An 18,180-nucleotide genomic window follows, 5' to 3' on the forward strand; every position below is an offset into this window, starting at 1 on the left:
CGGCCAGTTCTTCTCATGCGGGCGCCCCAACAGCGGCCAACTGCACCTTGACCTTGCTGCAATAAGCCGCCGACACCGGGTTCATCCGGGTCGCGCCGTGGCCCGCATTGTATTTCAGGATCGTGCCGCAAGTGGTGCCGCCGCCGAGATCCCGCGCCATGGCGAGATACTTCATGCCGTATTTGATGTTGGTGTCGGGATCGAACAGCCCCTTGGCAGAGCCGTTATAGCCCATCATCCGCGCCGTTGCCGGCTTGATCTGCATCAGGCCGATCTCGCCGGCGCTGCCGACCATGTCCGGCCGGTAGTTGCTCTCGATCTTGATGACGGCTTGAGCCAGTGAAACAGGAACGCCGTAGCTCGCCGCATAGCGGGCAACGATCGCGGAATACTGGCCGCCACTGGCCACCGCCGCGGTCGACGCAGCGACATTCCTCAGTCCGATCGATGCCGTCGTCGTCATGTCGATGGTCTTGCGGCTAGGCTTGGCCTGCCTTTTGGCTGCGGATTTTTTCGCCTTGGACCAGCTTGCCTTTTCCACCTTCGCCGAAGCCTGCTTCGTCGCCGCCTTGGTGCTCTTGCTGCTTTTGGCCGAAATGACCTTGCCCTTGGCACTCACCGCGACGAGCCCCTGATCGGCCCGTGGGCTTACCGGCGCGGCGTTCGCCGCACTGAAGGCAAAAGTCATTACGCCGGCAGCAAGAGCTGCCGTTACAACGGTCAATTTCTGCATGGGATCCTGTTCTGTCTGGACCACGCGAAGATTTTCGCGCGGGATTGCTTGATCAATATCGGAACATCCGGGGGGATACGCGTCCGACAAACTGTACGAATTGCCCTTTGAAGCCTGAATTGGCGGCAATGAAGGCGGGGCAAGTCACTTTGAGTGACAGTTTGTAACCTAACGGCGAAAAGGATTACTTGGACGGCGCCTTGACCTAGGGTCAGTCCCGGATGGAAGCGAGCAGCCTTTCCAGCGTGCGCATGGTCGACCCGTCTGCCGTCCCATCGATCCGGCGCGGCCGAAAATGCCGCTGGAAAGCCTCGATGACGTTCTGTGTCTGATGGTCAAAAGTGCCTGATATCTCAACGCCGTAGCCATAGAGCGCCAGCATCGACTGCAGCGCCTCGACATCAGCCCCGCTGTCGCCGGGCTTCAGCGCCGCTCCGCGTCTTACAGGCGCGGCCGGCACCAGATGGCCGACACCGGCCTCGAACAGCACCGCCCAGGGAAACTTCTCACCCGGATCGATCTTGCGACCCGGCGCCACATCGGAATGCGCCAGCACCCGCTCGGCGGCGATCGCATGGCGGCTGATGATCCCCCGGCATAGGCCGATGACCGCGTCGATCTGACCCCGGGGAAAACCGGGATATCCCAGCGAGTGCCCTGGATTGACGATCTCGATGCCGACCGAGCAGGAGTTGATGTCGGTGCGTCCGAACCAGGAACTCTTGCCGGCGTGCCAGGCGCGGTCGCTTTCCCTGACCATCTGCACGATGTGGCCATTCTCATGGACGAGATAGTGCGAGGAAACCTCGCTCGCCGGGTCGCACAGCCAGGCTTCCGCGCCGGCACCTGTCGCCATGCCGGTATAGTGCAGCACGATCATGTCGGGCTTCAGCGTGTTGCGCCTTGGCCCGAAATTCGGCGATACCCTGACCTCGGCGCTAGGCTCGTCGGGCAGGAAGCCACTCATGCGTGCCGCAGGCCCCGCTCGATCATCTCATAGGCGGCGTTGATCGCCGCGACCCTGGTCGTGGCGATCTTGATGAATTCCTGCGGCAGGCCGCGCGCGATCAGCCGATCGGGATGGTTGTCGGAAACCAGCTTGCGATACCGCTTCCTGACTTCCTCGAACGGCTTGCCGCGCTCGATACCGAGCACAACATAGGGGTCGGCGGCGCCGAGATTGACGTGGCGGGCCAGGATCGACTCGTAATGCGCCTCGTCGATGCGGAAAATCTCGGCGATGCGGTGCAGGAACTGGCCTTCGCGCTCATGGATCAGCCCGTCGGCCTTGGCGATGTGGAACAGGCCGTCGAGTATGTCTTCCAGCATTGCGCAGTTCGAATGGCCGGAGCCGCAAAGTTGGGCCATACGTTCGGCATAGGTTTCGAAGCCGGCAACGTCTTGCTTGGCCAAGTCATAGAGCCGCGCAACGTTGCGCGTCTCCTTTGGCGGCACCTCGAATATCTCCTGGAAGGCCCGTACCTCATCCTGGGTGACGATGCCGTCGGCCTTGGCCATCTTTGCCGAAAGCGCGATCATCGCCACCGAGAAGGCAATGCGTCGGCGCAGGTCCGCATCCCCGGAGAAAACCGTGCGCACGGCTTCGACGACGTCGGCAACGCCCGACGAGGCTGACGACGATAGCCGTGTGATGAAGTCGCCGAGGCGGTCCCAAATCGACATGGCCGTTTCTTAAAGCGAACCGGTCCCCGCTATCAAGCCAATAACGGCCATGACCCTGCTTGTGAACGACGGGCATTTGCCGGTCCATGAGTGCCTGACGGAGAAAAGGCCGACGAGACGCCGGCCCTTCCTCCAAAACACTTTTACTGCCTAACGAACTACTGCGCGGGCGCAGGAGCAGGCGTTGCCGGAGCCGGCTCGGCGGGCTTGGTCGATTTATCGGCCGGAGCCGCAGGCTTCATGGGCTGCTCGGCAGGCGGCGGATTGGTGCTCTGGGTGGTGGTCTTGTCGGTGCCACTGTCGCTGCAGGCCGCAACGCCCAGCAAGGCCAGAGCGGACACAGAAGCAAGAATGAGCTTTTTCATGACATCTCTCCTTCAACACACGCTCACGTTGCGGTGAACGGTCGCAGGGGAAATGCATCACACGGCCATGAGTTTCGTAACGTTGCGTTTCCGCGTGTAACAGCAACGGCATGCGGGCGGCGTTGCTGTGGGCGTCGAGGCAGATTAACAACAGATAGGAACGAAAATGCCGGGGAGAGCCGCCATGGCCGGGAAATGGGATTTCTGGATCGATCGCGGCGGCACCTTCACCGATATCATCGGCCGCGACCCGCAGGGTGGGCTGCATCCGCGCAAGCTCCTTTCGGAGAACCCTGAAGCCTATGCCGATGCCGCCATCCAGGGCATCCGCGATCTGCTCGGGCTCGAAACGCGCGCTGTTATCCCATCGGGCTCGATCGGCGACATCAAGATGGGCACTACCGTGGCCACCAACGCGCTTCTGGAACGCAAGGGCGACCGCGTGCTCTTGCTCATTACAAAGGGGTTTCGCGATGCGCTCAGGATCGCCTACCAGGCGCGGCCCGACATTTTCGCCAAGGAGATCATCCTGCCCGAACAGCTCTACGAGCGCGTCCTCGAAATCGATGAGCGCGTGCTCGCCGATGGCTGCGTCGAACGGCTGCTCGACATCGCCGCCTGCCGTCCGGCGATCGAGCAGGCGAAGGCCGATGGCATCGATGCCGTGGCAATCGTCTTCATGCATGCCTGGAAATACCCCGATCACGAGAAGGCGGTGGCGAAGGTCTGCCGCAAGCTTGGCTTCAGCCAGGTCTCGGTCAGCCACGAAGTCTCGCCGCTGATCAAGCTGGTCGGCCGCGGCGACACCACCGTGGTCGACGCCTATCTGTCGCCCATCCTGTCGCGCTATGTGCAAAGGGTAGGCCAAGAGCTCGGCGCCCTCTCCCCCCTCGAGGGGGAGATGTCAGCAAAGCCGACAGAGGGGGTCATTCCAGAAGGCACCGCCAGAACGTCGCACCCAGTCGAACCGACCCCACCCGGCGGCTTGGTCGCCACCCTCCCCTCGGAGGGGAGGGAAGGCCCGCGCCTGATGTTCATGATGTCCTCCGGCGGCCTCACCGCCGCCGACATGTTCCAGGGCAAGGACGCCCTGCTGTCGGGGCCGGCCGGCGGCGTCGTCGGCATGGTCGAGACGGCGAAGCTCGCCGGCTTCGACAAGGTCATCGGCTTCGACATGGGCGGCACCTCCACCGACGTCGCCCACTATGATGGCGAGTACGAGCGCGCCTTCGACACCGAGGTGGCCGGCGTGCGCGTTCGCGCTCCGATGATGCGCATCCACACCGTCGCCGCCGGCGGCGGCTCGGTCCTGCACTACGAAGCCGGCCGTTTTCGCGCCGGACCGGACTCCGCGGGCGCCAATCCAGGCCCCGCCGCCTACCGGCGCGGCGGCCCGCTGGCCGTCACCGACGCCAACGTCATGCTCGGCAAGCTGCAGCCCGATTTCTTCCCGTCGATCTTCGGCCCCGGCCAGGACCAGCCGCTCGATCTGGAAACGGTGCGCGCGAAATTCGAGGCACTTGCCGCCGAAATCGCCGACGGCCGTTCGCCGGAAGCGGTTGCCGAGGGTTTCATCACCATCGCCGTCGAAAACATGGCCAATGCCATCAAGAAGATTTCGGTGCAGCGCGGCTACGATGTCACCGAATATCTCCTGAACTGCTTCGGCGGCGCCGGTGGCCAGCACGCCTGCCTGGTTGCCGACGCGCTTGGCATGGAAGCGGTGCTGATCCACCCCTTCTCCGGCCTGCTTTCGGCCTACGGCATCGGCCTGGCGTCGGTCTTTGCCTCACGCCAGCAGGCACTGCTCGAACCTCTTGCCGAAGACTCCAGACCGGAGATCGGCAACCTCATCATCGTCCTGAAAAATTCCGTCATCGCCGAACTCGCGGCGCAAGGCATCGCCGAGGATGCGGTTGCCACTAGGCCCGTGCTGCACATCCGCTATGACGGCACCGATACGACGCTGCCGGTGAATTTCGAAAGCGGCTCGATTTTCCAGGCCAAGCGCGATTTCGAAATCGCCCACAAGGCGCAATTCGGCTTCGTCTATGACGATAAGCCGATGATCGTCGAGACGGTCGGCGTCGAAGGCACCGAAATCGCCGAAAACAGCGCCGAAGCCCATGCACCCGCCGGACCTGCGAAGGATAAGATCGGCGCTTCCCAAACCCGGCGCATCTATACGGAAGGCCGATGGCATGAAGCTGGCGTCCACCGTCGCGAAAATCTGCGCCCGTCGGATCGGGTGGCAGGCCCCGCCCTGATCATCGAACCGAACCAGACCATCGTCGTTGAACCGGGCTGGCAGGCTGAAATCACCAACCTCAATCACGTCGTGATCCGCCGCACCGAACGGAAAGCGCGCGCCGCTGCCCTCGGCACCGAAGCCGATCCGGTGATGCTGGAAGTTTTCAACAATTTGTTCATGTCCATCGCCGAGCAGATGGGCGTGACGCTGCAGAACACCGCATACTCCGTCAACATCAAGGAAAGGCTGGATTTTTCCTGTGCCGTCTTCGACCACACCGGGGCGCTGGTCGCCAACGCGCCGCATATGCCGGTGCACCTCGGCTCGATGGATCGCTCGGTCGAAACCATCATCCGGCTGAACTCCGGCGACATCCGTCCTGGCGATGTCTTTGCCCTGAACGCCCCCTATAATGGCGGCACACATCTTCCCGACATCACCGTGGTGACGCCGGTCTTTGACGACGCCCAAAGGAGTATCCTTTTCTGGGCGGCCTCGCGCGGTCATCACGCCGATATCGGCGGCACCGCTCCCGGCTCGATGACACCGCTTGCCATAACGGTCGACGAGGAAGGTGTGCTGTTCGACAATTTCCGCATCGTTGACCGCGGAAAATTCCGCGAGAAGGAATTGCAGACGCTGCTGACCGACCACCGTTACCCGGCCCGCAACCCACACCAGAACATTGCCGACCTGAAGGCGCAGATCGCCGCCAACGAGAAAGGCGTCGCCGAACTGCGCAAGATGGTCGCGCATTTCGGCCTCGATGTCGTCGAGGCCTATATGGGCCACGTCCAGGATAACGCCGCCGAAAGCGTGCGGCGGGTGATCGAGCGGCTGCCCGATACGTCGCAATATGAATACCCGACCGACACCGGCCAGGTCATCAAGGTGAAGATATCGGTCGACCGAGAGAAGCGTGAGGCGGCCGTCGACTTCACCGGCACGTCGCCAGTGATGAAGAACAACTTCAATGCGCCCGAACCGGTCGCCCGTGCCGCTGTGCTCTACGCCTTCCGCGTCATGGTCGAGGACATGATCCCGATGAATGCCGGGTGCCTCAGGCCGATCAACATCGTCATTCCCGATGGCTGCATGCTGAAGCCCGCCTATCCTGCCGCCGTTGTCGCCGGCAATGTCGAGACCTCGCAACATGTCACCAATGCGCTGTTCGGCGCCATGGGCGCGATGGCCAATGCGCAAGGCACGATGAACAACTTGACCTTCGGCAACAAGAAATACCAGTACTACGAGACCATCTGCTCCGGCTCGCCGGCCGGGCACATGAACTCTGGGCGCGGCTTCGCCGGCACCTCCGGCGTCCACACCCACATGACCAATTCGCGCCTCACCGATCCTGAGGTTCTGGAATTGCGTTTTCCGGTGGTGTTGGAGGATTTCCATATCCGCGAAGATTCCGGCGGCAAAGGCAAATGGAACGCCGGCGACGGCACCAGACGCACGATCCGCTTCCTCGAGACGATGGAATGCGCGATCCTGTCATCACACCGCAACCGTCCGCCGCAGGGCCTGGACGGTGGCGGCGACGGCGAGGTCGGCTCGACCAAGGTCCGTCGCAAGGACGGCGCAATCGACGTGCTCAAAGCCTGCGACCAGACCGTGCTCGACGCGGGCGACGCCGTCATCCTGACGACGCCGACGCCGGGCGGGTTCGGAAAGCTGTAAAGAAGGCGTCAACAGACTGTCACCGGCCTGTCATGACCCTGCGCTACCCGCTTGCGCCAAAGCAAATGGGGAATCACTTTGCCATGACGGACGTTTCCGCAGATCTGGTTTTTCGGCGCGGCAAGGAAGTTGGAAAAGCCGTCTACCAGAACCGCCCGCTTTCGAAAGCCGGCATCTCCGAACGGCTGTTCGCCTTCCTCTTCTCCGGCCTCGTCTATCCGCAGATCTGGGAAGACCCGGATGTCGATATGGAGGCCATGCAGCTTGGCGAAGGCCACCGCGTCGTTACCATCGCCTCGGGCGGCTGCAACATCCTGGCTTACCTCACGCGCTCGCCAGCAAGGGTCGACGCGGTCGACCTCAACGCCGCGCACATCGCGCTGAACCGCATGAAGCTGGAGGCGGTGCGCCGCCTGCCCTCGCAGGGCGACCTGTTCCGCTTCTTCGGCGCGGCCGACACAAGCCATAATTCGGAAGCCTACGACCGTTTCATCGCGCCGCATCTCGATCCGGTCAGCCGCCATTACTGGGAGCGCCGCAACTGGCGCGGTATCAGGCGCATCGCCGTCTTCGACCGCAATTTCTACCAGACCGGCCTGCTCGGCCTGTTCATCGCCATGGGCCACCGCACGGCGAAGTTCTTCGGCGTCAACCCGGCCCGCATGATGGAAGCCAGGAATATCGGCGAACAGCGCCGCTTCTTCAACGAGGAACTGGCTCCGGTCTTCGACAAGAAGCTTCTGAAATGGGCGACCTCGCGCAAGGCCTCGCTTTTCGGCCTCGGCATTCCGCCGGCGCAGTACGATTCCCTGATCACATCAGGCGACGGCACCATGGCCAGCGTGCTGAAGGCCCGGCTGGAAAAGCTCGCCTGCGATTTCCCTCTGGAAAACAACTACTTCGCCTGGCAGGCGTTCGCCCGGCGCTATCCGAATCCCGGTGAAGCCGCCCTGCCCGCCTATCTGGAAAAGCAGAACTACGAGACTATTCGCGGCAATATCGACCGCGTCGCCATCCACCACGCCAATCTGATCGAGTTCCTCGCCGCCAAGGATGCCGGCGCGGTCGACCGCTTCATCCTGCTCGACGCACAGGACTGGATGACCGATGATCAGCTCAATGCGCTGTGGTCGGAGATCACCCGCACGGCTTCCGCCGGCGCCCGCGTCATCTTTCGCACCGCCGCCGAGCCCACCCTGCTTCCGGACCGCGTCTCCACCTCGCTGCTCGACCAGTGGGACTACCAGAGCGAGGCGTCACGTGAATTCTCGGCCCGCGACCGCTCGGCCATCTATGGCGGCTTCCACCTCTATGTGAAGCGCGCGGCATGAGCGCGACGGAGCTGCCGGCCAGCCACGCCGAACTGATGGACGGCGTCTACCGCTGGCAGCGCCACATCTATAATCTGACCCGCAAATACTACCTGCTCGGCCGCGACAGGCTTGTCGACGGGCTCGATGTGCCGGCAGGCGGCACGGTGCTGGAACTTGGCTGCGGCACCGGCCGCAACATCATCCTCGCCGCCCGCCGCTATCCCGATGCGCATTTCTTTGGTCTCGATATTTCGGCCGAAATGCTGGAGACGGCCAGCGCCGCAATTGCCCGCGAGGGCCTGTCCGCGCGCGTCAAGCTGGCAAAGGGCGACGCCACGGATTTCAACGCCGGCGCGCTGTTCGGCCGGGCCGCCTTCGACCGTGTCTTCGTTTCGTACTCGCTGTCGATGATTCCCGGCTGGGAAAAAACGGTGTCGGCCGCGCTCGCCGCCCTTTCGCCCGGCGGCTCGCTGCACATCGTCGATTTCGGCCAACAGGAGGGCCTTCCAGGCTGGTTCCGTTCGCTGCTGCGCGGCTGGCTGAGAAAATTCCACGTCGCGCCACGTGAATCACTGCGGGACGTCCTTGAATCGGAATCGCAGCGAACCGGCGCAACCTTCCATTTCAGAACGCTTTATCGCGGCTATGCCTGGCTTGCGATTGTCAAGCTCGGCCACTGACATCAGGTAAATTGCCGAGCGGGATGCCATCACCGTTGGTAGCCGGCCCTGATACCCCACCCCGGCGCTTCCAAGGATGCGACCGGGCCGCCGTCCGAAACAGATTGCAATCTGACCCAAGGAGTGGTACATTATCTCCGCTTGGGAGAAATGCGGAGTGATCGTCAGATTTCGAGACGAATGGCTGCGGGCGTTCTTCGTGGAAGATATCCCTTCCCGCAACATTCCGCCCGATCTGGAAAGCCGGCTATTCCGTAAACTCCAGATGATCGATGACGCGATGACTGATCAGGATTTGGGTGTGCCGCCTAGCAATCATTTCGAGAAGTTGCGTGGCAATCTCGATGGCTTTCATTCAATCCGCGTCAACAAACAGTGGCGGCTGATCTTCCGGTGGGATGGCGGTCGCGGTGAGGCGGCGGATATCTATCTCGACGACCATAGCTATAAGTGAGGTGACATATGTTGATGACCACGCGCAAGCCAGCAACGGTTGGTGAAATCCTCACGGAAGAATTCATGCAACCGCTCGGCCTGACACAGGCGGCTTTGGCCGAGGCGATGGGTGTTCAGCGCAAGCATGTCAACGAATTGTGCAATGACCGCCGCAACGTGACCGCAGCGACCGCGCTCATTCTGGCTCGGGTGTTTGGCAACAGCCCGGACTTCTGGCTGAACGTGCAGCGCCGTAGCGATCTCTGGCAAGTCATGAATTCGCCTGTCGAGCGAGCGCGCGTCGATCGCGCCAAGCCTTTGGCGACAGCAGCGCAGATGACACGACAATCGGGCGCGGTTTAATGCAGCGCCTTCACTAGCGCTCCTACCACCGCCCGCGGACGGTAGTTGAGCTTGGCCGGCGTCAAGCCGAGCCGCACCACCACCAACTGCTCCGATGGGATGATGGCGACTGTCTGCCCGTCATGCCCTTCCATCCAGTAGGTGTCCTTGGGGAGGCCGGCGGCGACGCCCGCACCTGGGTTTTCCTCATCGCCGGGCGCCTCGATCCACAGCTGGCCCTTGCCGTAGACTTTCGAGCCAGGCGCCGGCTCGCGCATCCAGTCGACGAACCCGGCCGGCAGAACCTGGTTGCCGTTCCACACCCCGCCTTGCAGCAGGAACTGGCCGAAGCGGGCCCAGTCATGCGCCGTGGCATAGAGGTAGGACGAGCCTACGAAAGTGCCCTGCTCGTCAGTTTCGAGCACCGCGCTGTGCATGCCGAGCGGCTGGAACAGCGCCGTGCGAGGCCATGTCAGTGCCTTGGCCTTGTCGGCGATCGCATCCTGCCATAGCCGCGACAGCATCACCGCCGTGCCGCTCGAATAGGAGAACGCCTTGCCCACATCGCCCGCCAGCGGCTTTGATTCAGCAAAGCCCGCCATGTCGGGTTCGAGATAAAGCATGCGCGTGACGTCGGCGACGTCGCCATAGTCCTCGTTGAACTCCAGCCCGCTCGACATCGCCATCATGTCGGCGAGGCTGATCGCGGCACGGCCATCCGCCTTCCACGGTCCGAACAGGCTCTTGTTCTCGACTGCCATCTTGCCGTCCTTGACCAGCGTGCCGACGATGGCGGCGTTCACCGTCTTGGTCATCGACCAGCCGAGCAGCGGCGTCTTGGCTGAAAAGCCCTCGCCATAGCGTTCGGCGACGACACGGCCGTTCTTGACCACCACGATCGCGCGCATGCCGGTGCCGGCCATCGCGGCATCGCCGATGATCTTCGAGACTTCGGGGTTCTGTGAGGCATCGACCCGCTCGCCCTCGGGCCACAGCGCGTCCTGATCGGTTGGGGATGGCTCGGTGTGGATTGCCGTGCGCCGCGCCTTACCGACATCGCCATCGGGAACCGAAGCGCAGCCCAGCCCTTCGCGCGAGACGGCGACGCTTTTACCGAGGAAGCCGAGCAGTCCGGCGGAGACCGTGCCCCGGTTCTTGTCGACCGAGACCCGCATCAGCCGCAGCAGCGGGTGTCCGGGCGCTTGAACGTCGACGGCAAGCACCTCCTTGGCATCGCGCCCGGCAATGAAGACGTTGGAGCAGACGATCTTGGCCGAATAGCCGGAGCCGACACGGATGAGTTCGGGAGGCGCGATATAGAGCCACGCAAACAGCGCGAGAACCGCCAGCACGATCAGGCCAAGCAGCCATCTCACGAACTTGACCACGATCCGCATGTGTTGCCTCCCCGGCGTTCGCCCGGCTCTTATGTCATCGATTTGCCGTCATTGCTTCCGCAAAATCGGGTCTCTTGTCGAGCGCCGTCAACGGATTATCAACCATGATCGGCGATCACAGGGAGCGTGTCGCCCGAACTTCGCAACGGTTCTGGGGCAGGGACATGCAAAAAAGGAGATACCAGGCGATGCTGTGGGGCGATCGCCTGGAGGGGGCTCGACCAGTCGGCGGCCGTCAATGCACAGACCCATCAGCGACCGGCTGATTCCGGCTCGGGAGTTGTGATGCGCCGTCTTGCGGCTCTTCTCGTGCTGACGCTGCTTGGCGCCTGCTCGACTGTCGACGATCTGTCGCCATCCGCGTCGAGCGGTTCGACGGTAGCGGTGCGCGCGCCGCGCTTCGCCGATTCCAAGCCGCATGAATGGGACAGCGGCGCACCCTGGAACTATTCCGTCCACGGCACCGACGTCTCCAAATATCAGACCTCGGTCGACTGGCCCGCGGCCAGGGCCAGCGGCATTTCGTTCGCCTTCATCAAGGCGACCGAAGGCGGCGACCGCTTCGACGACTATTTCAGCGAGCACTGGGCGCACACAAAGGCCGCCGGTGTTCCGCGCGCGGCCTATCATTTCTTCTATTTCTGCACGCCGGCGGCCCAGCAGGCGCGCTGGTTCATCCAGAATGTCCCCGTCGATCGGTCCGCCATGCCGCCGGTCCTCGACATGGAATGGAACCCGAACTCGCCGACCTGCAGGCTGCGCCCGGACGCGGCCACGGTGCGCGCGGAGATGACTACCTTTCTCGAGATCGTCGAGCGGCATTACGGCAAGAAGCCGATCATCTACACGTCGGTCGACTTCTTTGACGACAACGAGTTGTCGACCTTCCGCGGCTATCCCTACTGGCTGCGCTCCGTCGCAGGCCATCCGCGCGAGAAGTATGGCGGCCACCCCTTCACCTTCTGGCAATACACCGGAACCGGCATCGTTCCGGGCATGACCGGCAAATCCGACATCAACGTCTTCAACGGCAGCGAAGCCGCCTGGAACAAGTGGCTGCGGCAGAACGCCCGCTGACACCGGTTCAACGGCGCAACCGCCGTCAACAAGGGCCCGCGGCAGGCATCGTTGACACCTGTTCAGCGGCAGCGGAAGCGACTTTAACAAGCGGATACGGCAGGAGAACCGTTGACACCGGGCCTGCCGCCTGCTTTTCGACACTGCCGGCGGCCAAGAGTACAACCGCCGGTATTCCAAGACGACGCGCATCCGCACGGACGCGCCGGGTCGCCTGGAGCCCTGAATGTCGAAAGGAAGCTGATGCGACTGCGTTTCCAAGCCCTCGCGGCGCTATTGCTGTGCGCCACGGCCTTGCCGGCAATGGCGCAGGAATGCGGCGGCGACTTCGAAACCTGGAAGCAGGGTGTGGCGGCCGAAGCCAAGGCGGCTGGTGTCGGCGCTGTCGGCCTCGACGCGCTGGAGGACGCCGCCTTCGACCAGAGGGCGCTGGCGCGAGACCGTGCCCAGGGTGTCTTCACCCAGACCTTCATCGAATTCTCCAACCGCATGATCTCGGCCTACCGGTTGAAGCAAGGTGCGGCGAACATGAAGAAATACGCCGATATCTTTGCTCGCGCCGACCAGCAGTTCGGCGTTCAGGCGCCTGTCATCACCGCCTTCTGGGCACTGGAAACCGATTTCGGCGCCGTGCAGGGCGATTTCCACACGCTGAGCGCGCTGGTGACGCTGTCGCATGATTGCCGCCGCCCGCAGTTGTTCCGGCAGCAGCTGGTGCCGCTTCTGGAGTTGATCGATCGCGGTGTGCTGCCGGCCGACGTCAAGGGCGCGTGGGCAGGCGAAATCGGCCAGACGCAGATCCTGCCTTCGGACTATCTTGCCCGTGGCGTTGATGGCGACGGTGACGGCAAGATCGACCTGCGCAACAGCGTGCCCGACGTGATCATGACCACGGGCAACAAGGTGCTGTCGCGCGGCTGGAAGCGCGACGAACCCTGGATCCAGGAAGTCCGTGTTCCCGACGACATGCCCTGGGACCAGACCGGGCGCACCAACAAATTGCCGCTGACGCAGTGGGCGCAGTGGGGCGTCACCAATCCCGACGGCTCGCCGCTGGTCGACAAGGGCCTCAAGGCCGGACTGGCGCTGCCCATGGGCCGCAAGGGTCCCGCCTTCCTCACCTATGACAATTTCGACGTCTATCTCGAATGGAACCAGTCCTTCACCTATGCGCTGACGGCAGCCAACCTCGCCGCACGGCTGGCGGGCGCGCCGCCGATCGATCCGCGCAATCCCGAGCCGGGCCTCAACAACGAGCAGATGAAGGCGTTGCAGACCAAGCTCGAAGCCAGGGGCTACGATGTCGGCACGGTCGACGGCATTCTGGGCACCAACACGCGCGAAGCAATCCGCAAGGAGCAGACGCGGCTGGGTCTGCCCGTTGACGGCTGGCCGACGCCGGAGCTGCTGGGGAAATTATAAGGCAGTAGGCAGTAGAAGCTACTCGAAACCGGTGACCGCCACCCCTATTGCCAACTGCCTATTCCCTAGTCCGCCATCGTCTCCAAACTTGCAAACCCTTCCGGCGCATCGCCCTCGTCGAAGGGTGTCGCCACCTCGACGAAGGTGTCGGGATAAAAGCCGTTGAAGCGGGTCCTCAGCGACAGCGAATAGGCGCCGATGTGGCCGATCTCGATCCAGTCGCCGGTGTCGACCGTTTCAGGCAGCCAGAACGGCCTGGACAGGATGTCGACGGAATCGCAGGTCGCGCCGCAGACCTTGAACGGCACGATGTTCTTTTCGGCTCCATTGCGGGTCCGGATCGCCGGATCGGGAATGAAGCGCGCCGGCAGCGTGATCTTGCCGGTCCAGGAATCCGACAGCGACGCCCAAATGCCGTCATTGATGTAGAGCCGCTTGCCCTTGCGCAGGAGCACGCGCACGATCAGCGACAGGCAGCGCGCCACGATCACCCTGCCCGGCTCCGCCACCAGCGGCATCTGGTCGAACTGGTATTCCTTCATGTCGCCGGACAGCCGCGACATGATCTGGCCGAGAGACGGCATCTCGATCTGCTTGCGGTTGGGGTCATGCCCGTATTCAGCCGGAAAGCCGCCGCCGACATCGAGCCCGGCGAGGTCGAAGGTCAGCCGGTTGCGCACCCAGTCGGCCGAGGCCAGCGCCCGCTCATAGGTGTCGGGGTCCTCGATCTGACTGCCGACATGGAAACACAGGCCGACCTTGTAGCCGGTGCGGTTCAGCCGCTCGGCGAGTTCCACGGCATAAGCTGGCCCGGCGCCGAACTTCTTCGACAGCTCGTAGGCCGCATGGCCCTTGGTCTGCACCCGCACGAAAACACTGATCGCGCCGGGGTCGATGTCGAGCGCCCGCACCACCCGTGTCAGCTTGGTGATCTCGTCCTCATGGTCGAGCGAAATGACGCGGATGCCGTATTTCTCCAGCGCCAGCTTGATGTCCGACTGCGCCTTGACCGGATGCATGTAGAGCATCTCGGCATCGGGAGAGACGGCGCGCACGGCGGCGAACTCGCCGGGCGAAGCGACGTCGAAAGCGGTGACGCCGGCATCGACCAGCGTCTTCAGCACGATCTGCTCGCCATTTGTCTTGACCGCATAGGCGGTCTTGCCGGGGAACATGCCCATGAACTGCCTGGCATCGGCCTTGAGCACCTGCGGGCGGAAGCAATAGACAGGATCGTCGGGGCGAAGCGCCAGAGCCGCTTCGCGTGCATTCTCGAATCGCTGCATTGACGAATCCTCGACTTCGGCTGTGCACAATTAATCCAAGCTAGCGGCTAATGAAAACAATTCTGTGTCTCGTGCGCTTGGCGCCGTGGCGCTAGATCTTTTTGGCGGCGATGTTTGCCATTGATCAGGTTTCGGGTGGCGCTTGTCGCCGAACCCGATATGGCTTCTGCCTGGCTGACTGGCTCTCAGGCCGTCTTGGGGAGGACCGATTCACATGGCGATAGCCGCGACTTCAGCGCCGCGCGGGCCGATGGCCCTCAAGGACTGGGGGCAATTGCTGCTGCTCGGTGCGATCTGGGGCGGCTCCTTCTTTTTCGCTCGCATCGCGGTGGCGGAACTTCATCCGCTGGTGCTGGTGCTGTTTCGCGTCGCCATCGCGGCAATCGCGCTGCAGCTCTATCTCGGCCTGCGCGGCCCCTCCTTCCGCCTCGCCCTTCCCCATGCCGGCATGTTCTTCCTCCTGGCCTTCACCAACAACGTCGTGCCCTTCTCGCTGATCTTCGCCGGCCAGACAGAGCTTGGCGCCGGTGTCGCCTCCGTGCTCAACGCAACGACGCCGTTCTGGACGCTGATCCTTGCCAACGCGATGACATCGGACGAAAAGCTCTCCTGGAACAAACTGGCCGGCATTGGTCTCGGCGTCGCGGGCACCGCGATCATGATCGGTCCCGGCCTGCTTGCTGGGCTTGGCGGCCCGGTCTGGGCCAAATTCGCCCTGATCGGCGCATCACTGTCCTATGCCGTCGCGCTGATGGTCGCCCGCCGTTTCAAGGGCGTGCCCTCGCCGGTCCTTGCTGCCGGGCAGATGACCGCTTCGACCATCATCATGATCCCGATCGTGCTCTTCACCCACGGGCCGGCCGGCCTGTTCTCGGCCTCGCCCCCGGTCTGGGCGGCGGTGCTGGCGCTGGCGCTCTTGTCCACCGCCTTCGCTTATATCCTCTATTTCAATCTCGTCGCCTCGGCCGGCGCCACCAACGCCTCGCTGGTGACGCTGGTCGTTCCGGCCAGCGCCATGCTGCTCGGATTCCTGTTTCTGGGCGAACGGCTGGAACTGTTCGAAATCGGGGGCGTGGTGCTGATCGCACTCGGCCTGATCACCATCGACGGGCGGGTGTTTGGAAGACGGTAGCGCTGCCACGACACAATGGCGACACGCCGCCGCCATAATTTATTCACAGGTCTCCAGCGGGTTTTTGCCTAGAGGTTTCAACATCTAACGGCAAAAACGAGTCGCAAACCTTGCATTCATGTCGCAATGCAGCACATTTTCCGCTTGCCTGTGGCACAAATGAACCTAGACTCCGGGCATAGCTCTTTAAGAGGAGGCTATGTCATGGGACTTACGAGGCCAATCAACGCATTGATGATTTGTGCTGCGTTTGCTTTCATCGGCGCCCTAATTATGGGCGTCCTTCCCTGAACCCGCCAAGCCGGGGAAGACCAGCACCAGATAGTTCAAACAATTCAAAAGGCCGGGTTTTACCCGGCCTTTTGCTGTTCAGCAGTGCCTCATGCCGCGGCCGAGCCGGCCACCTCCGCCTCGTGCGAGCGGATGCCGATCATGTGGCAGATGGCAAAGACAAGGTCGGCGCGGTTCATCGTGTAGAAATGGAAGTCGCCCACCCCGCGCTCGACCAGATCCAGCACCTGTTCGGCCGCCACCGCCGATGCCACCAGCGCATGCGTCTGCGGGTCGTTCTGCAGGCCGTCGAAGCGCTCGGCCAGCCATGCCGGCACCAGCGCGCCGCAACGCGCAGAGAAATTGGCGACCTGGGTGAAATTGTGCACCGGCAGGATTCCGGGCACGATCGGGATGTAGATGCCGGCGCGGCGGGCGCGCTCGACATAACGCTCGTAGAGATCGTTGTCGAAGAAGAACTGGGTGATCGCCCGCGTCGCGCCATTGTCGGCCTTGCGCTTCAGCATGTCGATGTCGGTGGCGAAATCGGGGCTTTCCGGATGCTTCTCGGGATAGGCCGAAACCGAGATGTCGAAATCCCCGGCACCCCTGAGCGCCCCCACCAGTTCGGCGCCATTGGCGTAGCCGTCCGGATGCGGGCGGTAGGCCGTGCCGACGCCGGCGGCCGGATCGCCGCGCAAGGCGACGAAGCGTTTCACGCCCATATCGGCGAATTCCTGGATCACCCCGTCGACCTGATGGCGGGCGGCGTCGACGCAGGTCATGTGCGCCGCCGGCGTCAAGCTGGTCTCCTTCAGGATGCGGTCGATCGTGCGCGCCGTTCGCTCGCGCGTCGAGCCGCCGGCGCCATAGGTCACCGAGACGAATTTCGGCTTCAGCGGCTCCAGCCTTGTCACCGTGTCCCAGAGCCTCGCCTCCATCTCGTCGGTCTTCGGCGGGAAGAATTCGAACGAAACCCGGACCTTGTCGCCAATGTCGGGCCGGCGGGAAAAACGGAACTGGTTCATTACGCGATTTCCCCTATCGAGCTCACTCTGGTCTGCTGGCTGGCGTTGGCGGGATCGGCGATCAGCAGGCGCCGGTCGCGGCCAAGCCAGAGCTTGACGGTGAGCCTGGCTTCGTTGCCGCCGCGCGGTTCGAACTCCTGGGCATCCTCGAGGTCAAGGCCGGCCTCGGCGAACCACTCGCCGATCTGCCGGTCGGAAAAGCCGAGGCGCATATGCGCGTGCTCGTCACGCAGGAATTCCAGCGCGTGCGGCGCGAAGTCGACGATGACCAGCCGGCCGGCCGGGCGCAGAAGCCGCGCCGCCTCATGGATAGCGCGGGCCGGATCGTCGAGATAGTGCAGCACCTGGTGGATGGTGACGAGATCGAAGGCATCACGCTCGACCGGCGGCGAGAAGATATCGCCCTGCCGCACCTGCGCATTCGAAACGCCGGCTTTGTCGAGATTGGCGCGCGCCACGGTCAGCATCTCGCGCGACATGTCGATGCCGACACCGCGCCGGTAGAGCGGCGAGAAGATTTCGAGCAGCCGGCCTGTGCCGGTGCCCAGGTCCAGCATCGACTGGAACGGCCGCTTGCCGACCAGTTTCAGCATCGCGGCCTCGACGGCACGGTCCGGCACATGCAGCGAGCGGATATGGTCCCAACTCGCGGCATTCACCGAAAAATACTCCGCCGCCCGGTCCTGCCGCTTGCGCTTGACCGAGGACAGGCGCTCGAGATCGCGCTCGACCTGCGGGTCGGCGCCGCGAATGCTGGAAACCAGGCTCAGCACGAAATCGCGCGCGGAATCGGCATCCGACAGACGGAAGAAGGCCCACGATCCCTCCTGGTAGCGGCCGATCAACCCGGCTTCCAGCAACAGTTTCAGGTGCCGCGAGACACGCGGCTGCGACTGGCCGAGAATTTCGGTAAGATCGGAAACGGTGAGGTCGCCGCGCGACAGCAGCGCCAGTATGCGCAGGCGGCTCGATTCGGCCGCCGCTTTCAACGTATCCACCATCGTATCGAGCGAGACATGCATCAGCGTATTCTCTTTGAAAAAGATATAAACATATGTTTATGTCGATTTTTGAGGCCTT

16 protein-coding genes are annotated in these 18,180 nt (G+C 63.1%); 8 read left to right on the forward strand and 8 right to left on the reverse strand.

The annotated features are described in order from the left end of the window. Window positions 1-13: 13 nt before the first annotated feature. From FJW03_RS12145 to FJW03_RS12160, 4 genes are all read right to left on the reverse strand, one after another. Window positions 14-733 carry a lytic transglycosylase domain-containing protein gene (locus FJW03_RS12145; protein ID WP_140608061.1) on the reverse strand — a complete coding sequence of 240 codons (720 nt, stop codon included), beginning with the start codon at window positions 731-733 and terminating at the stop codon, window positions 14-16. A gap of 211 nt (window positions 734-944) precedes the next feature. After that, window positions 945-1,700, reverse strand: coding sequence for an N-acetylmuramoyl-L-alanine amidase (locus tag FJW03_RS12150; protein WP_140608063.1), 756 nt, complete (start codon window positions 1,698-1,700; stop codon window positions 945-947). Beyond that, window positions 1,697-2,416 carry a J domain-containing protein gene (locus FJW03_RS12155; RefSeq protein WP_140765182.1) on the reverse strand — a complete coding sequence of 240 codons (720 nt, stop codon included), beginning with the start codon at window positions 2,414-2,416 and terminating at the stop codon, window positions 1,697-1,699. Before FJW03_RS12155 ends, FJW03_RS12150 begins: the two co-directional genes overlap by 4 nt. Window positions 2,417-2,574: 158 nt before the next feature. Next, window positions 2,575-2,781 carry a hypothetical protein gene (locus FJW03_RS12160; protein WP_140608067.1) on the reverse strand — a complete coding sequence of 69 codons (207 nt, stop codon included), beginning with the start codon at window positions 2,779-2,781 and terminating at the stop codon, window positions 2,575-2,577. A gap of 184 nt (window positions 2,782-2,965) precedes the next feature. Between FJW03_RS12160 and FJW03_RS12165 the strand changes: the two genes are divergently transcribed. The 5 genes from FJW03_RS12165 to FJW03_RS12185 all read left to right on the forward strand — a co-directional run bounded on the left by FJW03_RS12165 (window position 2,966) and on the right by FJW03_RS12185 (window position 9,509). After that, window positions 2,966-6,718: a hydantoinase B/oxoprolinase family protein gene (locus FJW03_RS12165; RefSeq protein ID WP_140765180.1), complete on the forward strand. Its 3,753-nt coding sequence runs from the start codon at window positions 2,966-2,968 to the stop codon at window positions 6,716-6,718. Between the two features lie 32 nt (window positions 6,719-6,750). Then, window positions 6,751-8,049, forward strand: coding sequence for a DUF3419 family protein (locus FJW03_RS12170; RefSeq protein ID WP_140765178.1), 1,299 nt, complete (start codon window positions 6,751-6,753; stop codon window positions 8,047-8,049). Further along, window positions 8,046-8,711 (forward strand): class I SAM-dependent methyltransferase, encoded by a 666-nt coding sequence (locus tag FJW03_RS12175; protein WP_140765176.1) that lies wholly within the window; start codon window positions 8,046-8,048, stop codon window positions 8,709-8,711. Before FJW03_RS12170 ends, FJW03_RS12175 begins: the two co-directional genes overlap by 4 nt. 157 nt (window positions 8,712-8,868) lie before the next feature. After that, entirely contained in the window at window positions 8,869-9,165 is a 297-nt protein-coding gene (locus tag FJW03_RS12180; protein WP_140765174.1) for a type II toxin-antitoxin system RelE/ParE family toxin, read from the forward strand. Between the two features lie 8 nt (window positions 9,166-9,173). Further along, window positions 9,174-9,509 (forward strand): HigA family addiction module antitoxin, encoded by a 336-nt coding sequence (locus FJW03_RS12185; RefSeq protein WP_140765172.1) that lies wholly within the window; start codon window positions 9,174-9,176, stop codon window positions 9,507-9,509. Here FJW03_RS12185 and FJW03_RS12190 read toward each other — a convergent pair. After that, window positions 9,506-10,885, reverse strand: coding sequence for a serine hydrolase domain-containing protein (locus tag FJW03_RS12190; RefSeq protein WP_140765170.1), 1,380 nt, complete (start codon window positions 10,883-10,885; stop codon window positions 9,506-9,508). The genes FJW03_RS12185 and FJW03_RS12190 overlap by 4 nt on opposite strands. Before the next feature lie 285 nt (window positions 10,886-11,170). Between FJW03_RS12190 and FJW03_RS12195 the strand changes: the two genes are divergently transcribed. After that, a complete protein-coding gene (locus FJW03_RS12195) occupies window positions 11,171-11,962 on the forward strand; it encodes a GH25 family lysozyme (protein ID WP_140765168.1) in 792 nt (263 codons plus the stop codon). 243 nt (window positions 11,963-12,205) lie between these two features. Then, window positions 12,206-13,384, forward strand: coding sequence for a lytic murein transglycosylase (locus FJW03_RS12200; RefSeq protein ID WP_140765166.1), 1,179 nt, complete (start codon window positions 12,206-12,208; stop codon window positions 13,382-13,384). A 65-nt stretch (window positions 13,385-13,449) separates the two neighbouring features. Here the strand turns inward: FJW03_RS12200 and FJW03_RS12205 are convergent, their stop codons facing one another. Next, the gene (locus FJW03_RS12205; RefSeq protein ID WP_140608085.1) at window positions 13,450-14,670 is read right to left on the reverse strand and encodes an alanine racemase; all 1,221 of its coding nucleotides are present in this window, start codon (window positions 14,668-14,670) and stop codon (window positions 13,450-13,452) included. A gap of 214 nt (window positions 14,671-14,884) precedes the next feature. Here FJW03_RS12205 and FJW03_RS12210 point away from each other — a divergent pair, with 214 nt between their 5' ends. After that, complete coding sequence (locus tag FJW03_RS12210) at window positions 14,885-15,802, forward strand: DMT family transporter (protein WP_140765164.1); 918 nt, start codon at window positions 14,885-14,887, stop codon at window positions 15,800-15,802. 380 nt (window positions 15,803-16,182) lie between these two features. On the opposite strand, the gene metF is transcribed toward FJW03_RS12210, so the two are convergent. Continuing rightward, window positions 16,183-17,100, reverse strand: a complete 918-nt coding sequence (gene metF, locus FJW03_RS12215; RefSeq protein WP_140695649.1) for a methylenetetrahydrofolate reductase [NAD(P)H] — start codon at window positions 17,098-17,100, stop codon at window positions 16,183-16,185. After that, window positions 17,100-18,122, reverse strand: coding sequence for an ArsR/SmtB family transcription factor (locus FJW03_RS12220; protein ID WP_140765162.1), 1,023 nt, complete (start codon window positions 18,120-18,122; stop codon window positions 17,100-17,102). Before FJW03_RS12220 ends, metF begins: the two co-directional genes overlap by 1 nt. Window positions 18,123-18,180 lie beyond the last annotated feature (58 nt).

Source organism: Mesorhizobium sp. B4-1-4 (assembly GCF_006439395.2).
Classification (GTDB): domain Bacteria; phylum Pseudomonadota; class Alphaproteobacteria; order Rhizobiales; family Rhizobiaceae; genus Mesorhizobium.

Bases quoted from the DNA above. Each gene is read 5' to 3' on its own strand.
- FJW03_RS12145 (WP_140608061.1), bottom strand. From the start codon at position 733: ATGCAGAAATTGACCGTTGTAACGGCAGCTCTTGCTGCCGGCGTAATG.
- FJW03_RS12150 (WP_140608063.1), bottom strand. From the start codon at position 1,700: ATGAGTGGCTTCCTGCCCGACGAGCCTAGCGCCGAGGTCAGGGTATCG.
- FJW03_RS12155 (WP_140765182.1), bottom strand. From the start codon at position 2,416: ATGTCGATTTGGGACCGCCTCGGCGACTTCATCACACGGCTATCGTCG.
- FJW03_RS12160 (WP_140608067.1), bottom strand. From the start codon at position 2,781: ATGAAAAAGCTCATTCTTGCTTCTGTGTCCGCTCTGGCCTTGCTGGGC.
- FJW03_RS12165 (WP_140765180.1), top strand. From the start codon at position 2,966: ATGGCCGGGAAATGGGATTTCTGGATCGATCGCGGCGGCACCTTCACC.
- FJW03_RS12170 (WP_140765178.1), top strand. From the start codon at position 6,751: ATGACCCTGCGCTACCCGCTTGCGCCAAAGCAAATGGGGAATCACTTT.
- FJW03_RS12175 (WP_140765176.1), top strand. From the start codon at position 8,046: ATGAGCGCGACGGAGCTGCCGGCCAGCCACGCCGAACTGATGGACGGC.
- FJW03_RS12185 (WP_140765172.1), top strand. From the start codon at position 9,174: ATGTTGATGACCACGCGCAAGCCAGCAACGGTTGGTGAAATCCTCACG.
- FJW03_RS12190 (WP_140765170.1), bottom strand. From the start codon at position 10,885: ATGCGGATCGTGGTCAAGTTCGTGAGATGGCTGCTTGGCCTGATCGTG.
- FJW03_RS12195 (WP_140765168.1), top strand. From the start codon at position 11,171: ATGCGCCGTCTTGCGGCTCTTCTCGTGCTGACGCTGCTTGGCGCCTGC.
- FJW03_RS12200 (WP_140765166.1), top strand. From the start codon at position 12,206: ATGCGACTGCGTTTCCAAGCCCTCGCGGCGCTATTGCTGTGCGCCACG.
- FJW03_RS12205 (WP_140608085.1), bottom strand. From the start codon at position 14,670: ATGCAGCGATTCGAGAATGCACGCGAAGCGGCTCTGGCGCTTCGCCCC.
- FJW03_RS12210 (WP_140765164.1), top strand. From the start codon at position 14,885: ATGGCGATAGCCGCGACTTCAGCGCCGCGCGGGCCGATGGCCCTCAAG.
- metF (WP_140695649.1), bottom strand. From the start codon at position 17,100: ATGAACCAGTTCCGTTTTTCCCGCCGGCCCGACATTGGCGACAAGGTC.
- FJW03_RS12220 (WP_140765162.1), bottom strand. From the start codon at position 18,122: ATGCATGTCTCGCTCGATACGATGGTGGATACGTTGAAAGCGGCGGCC.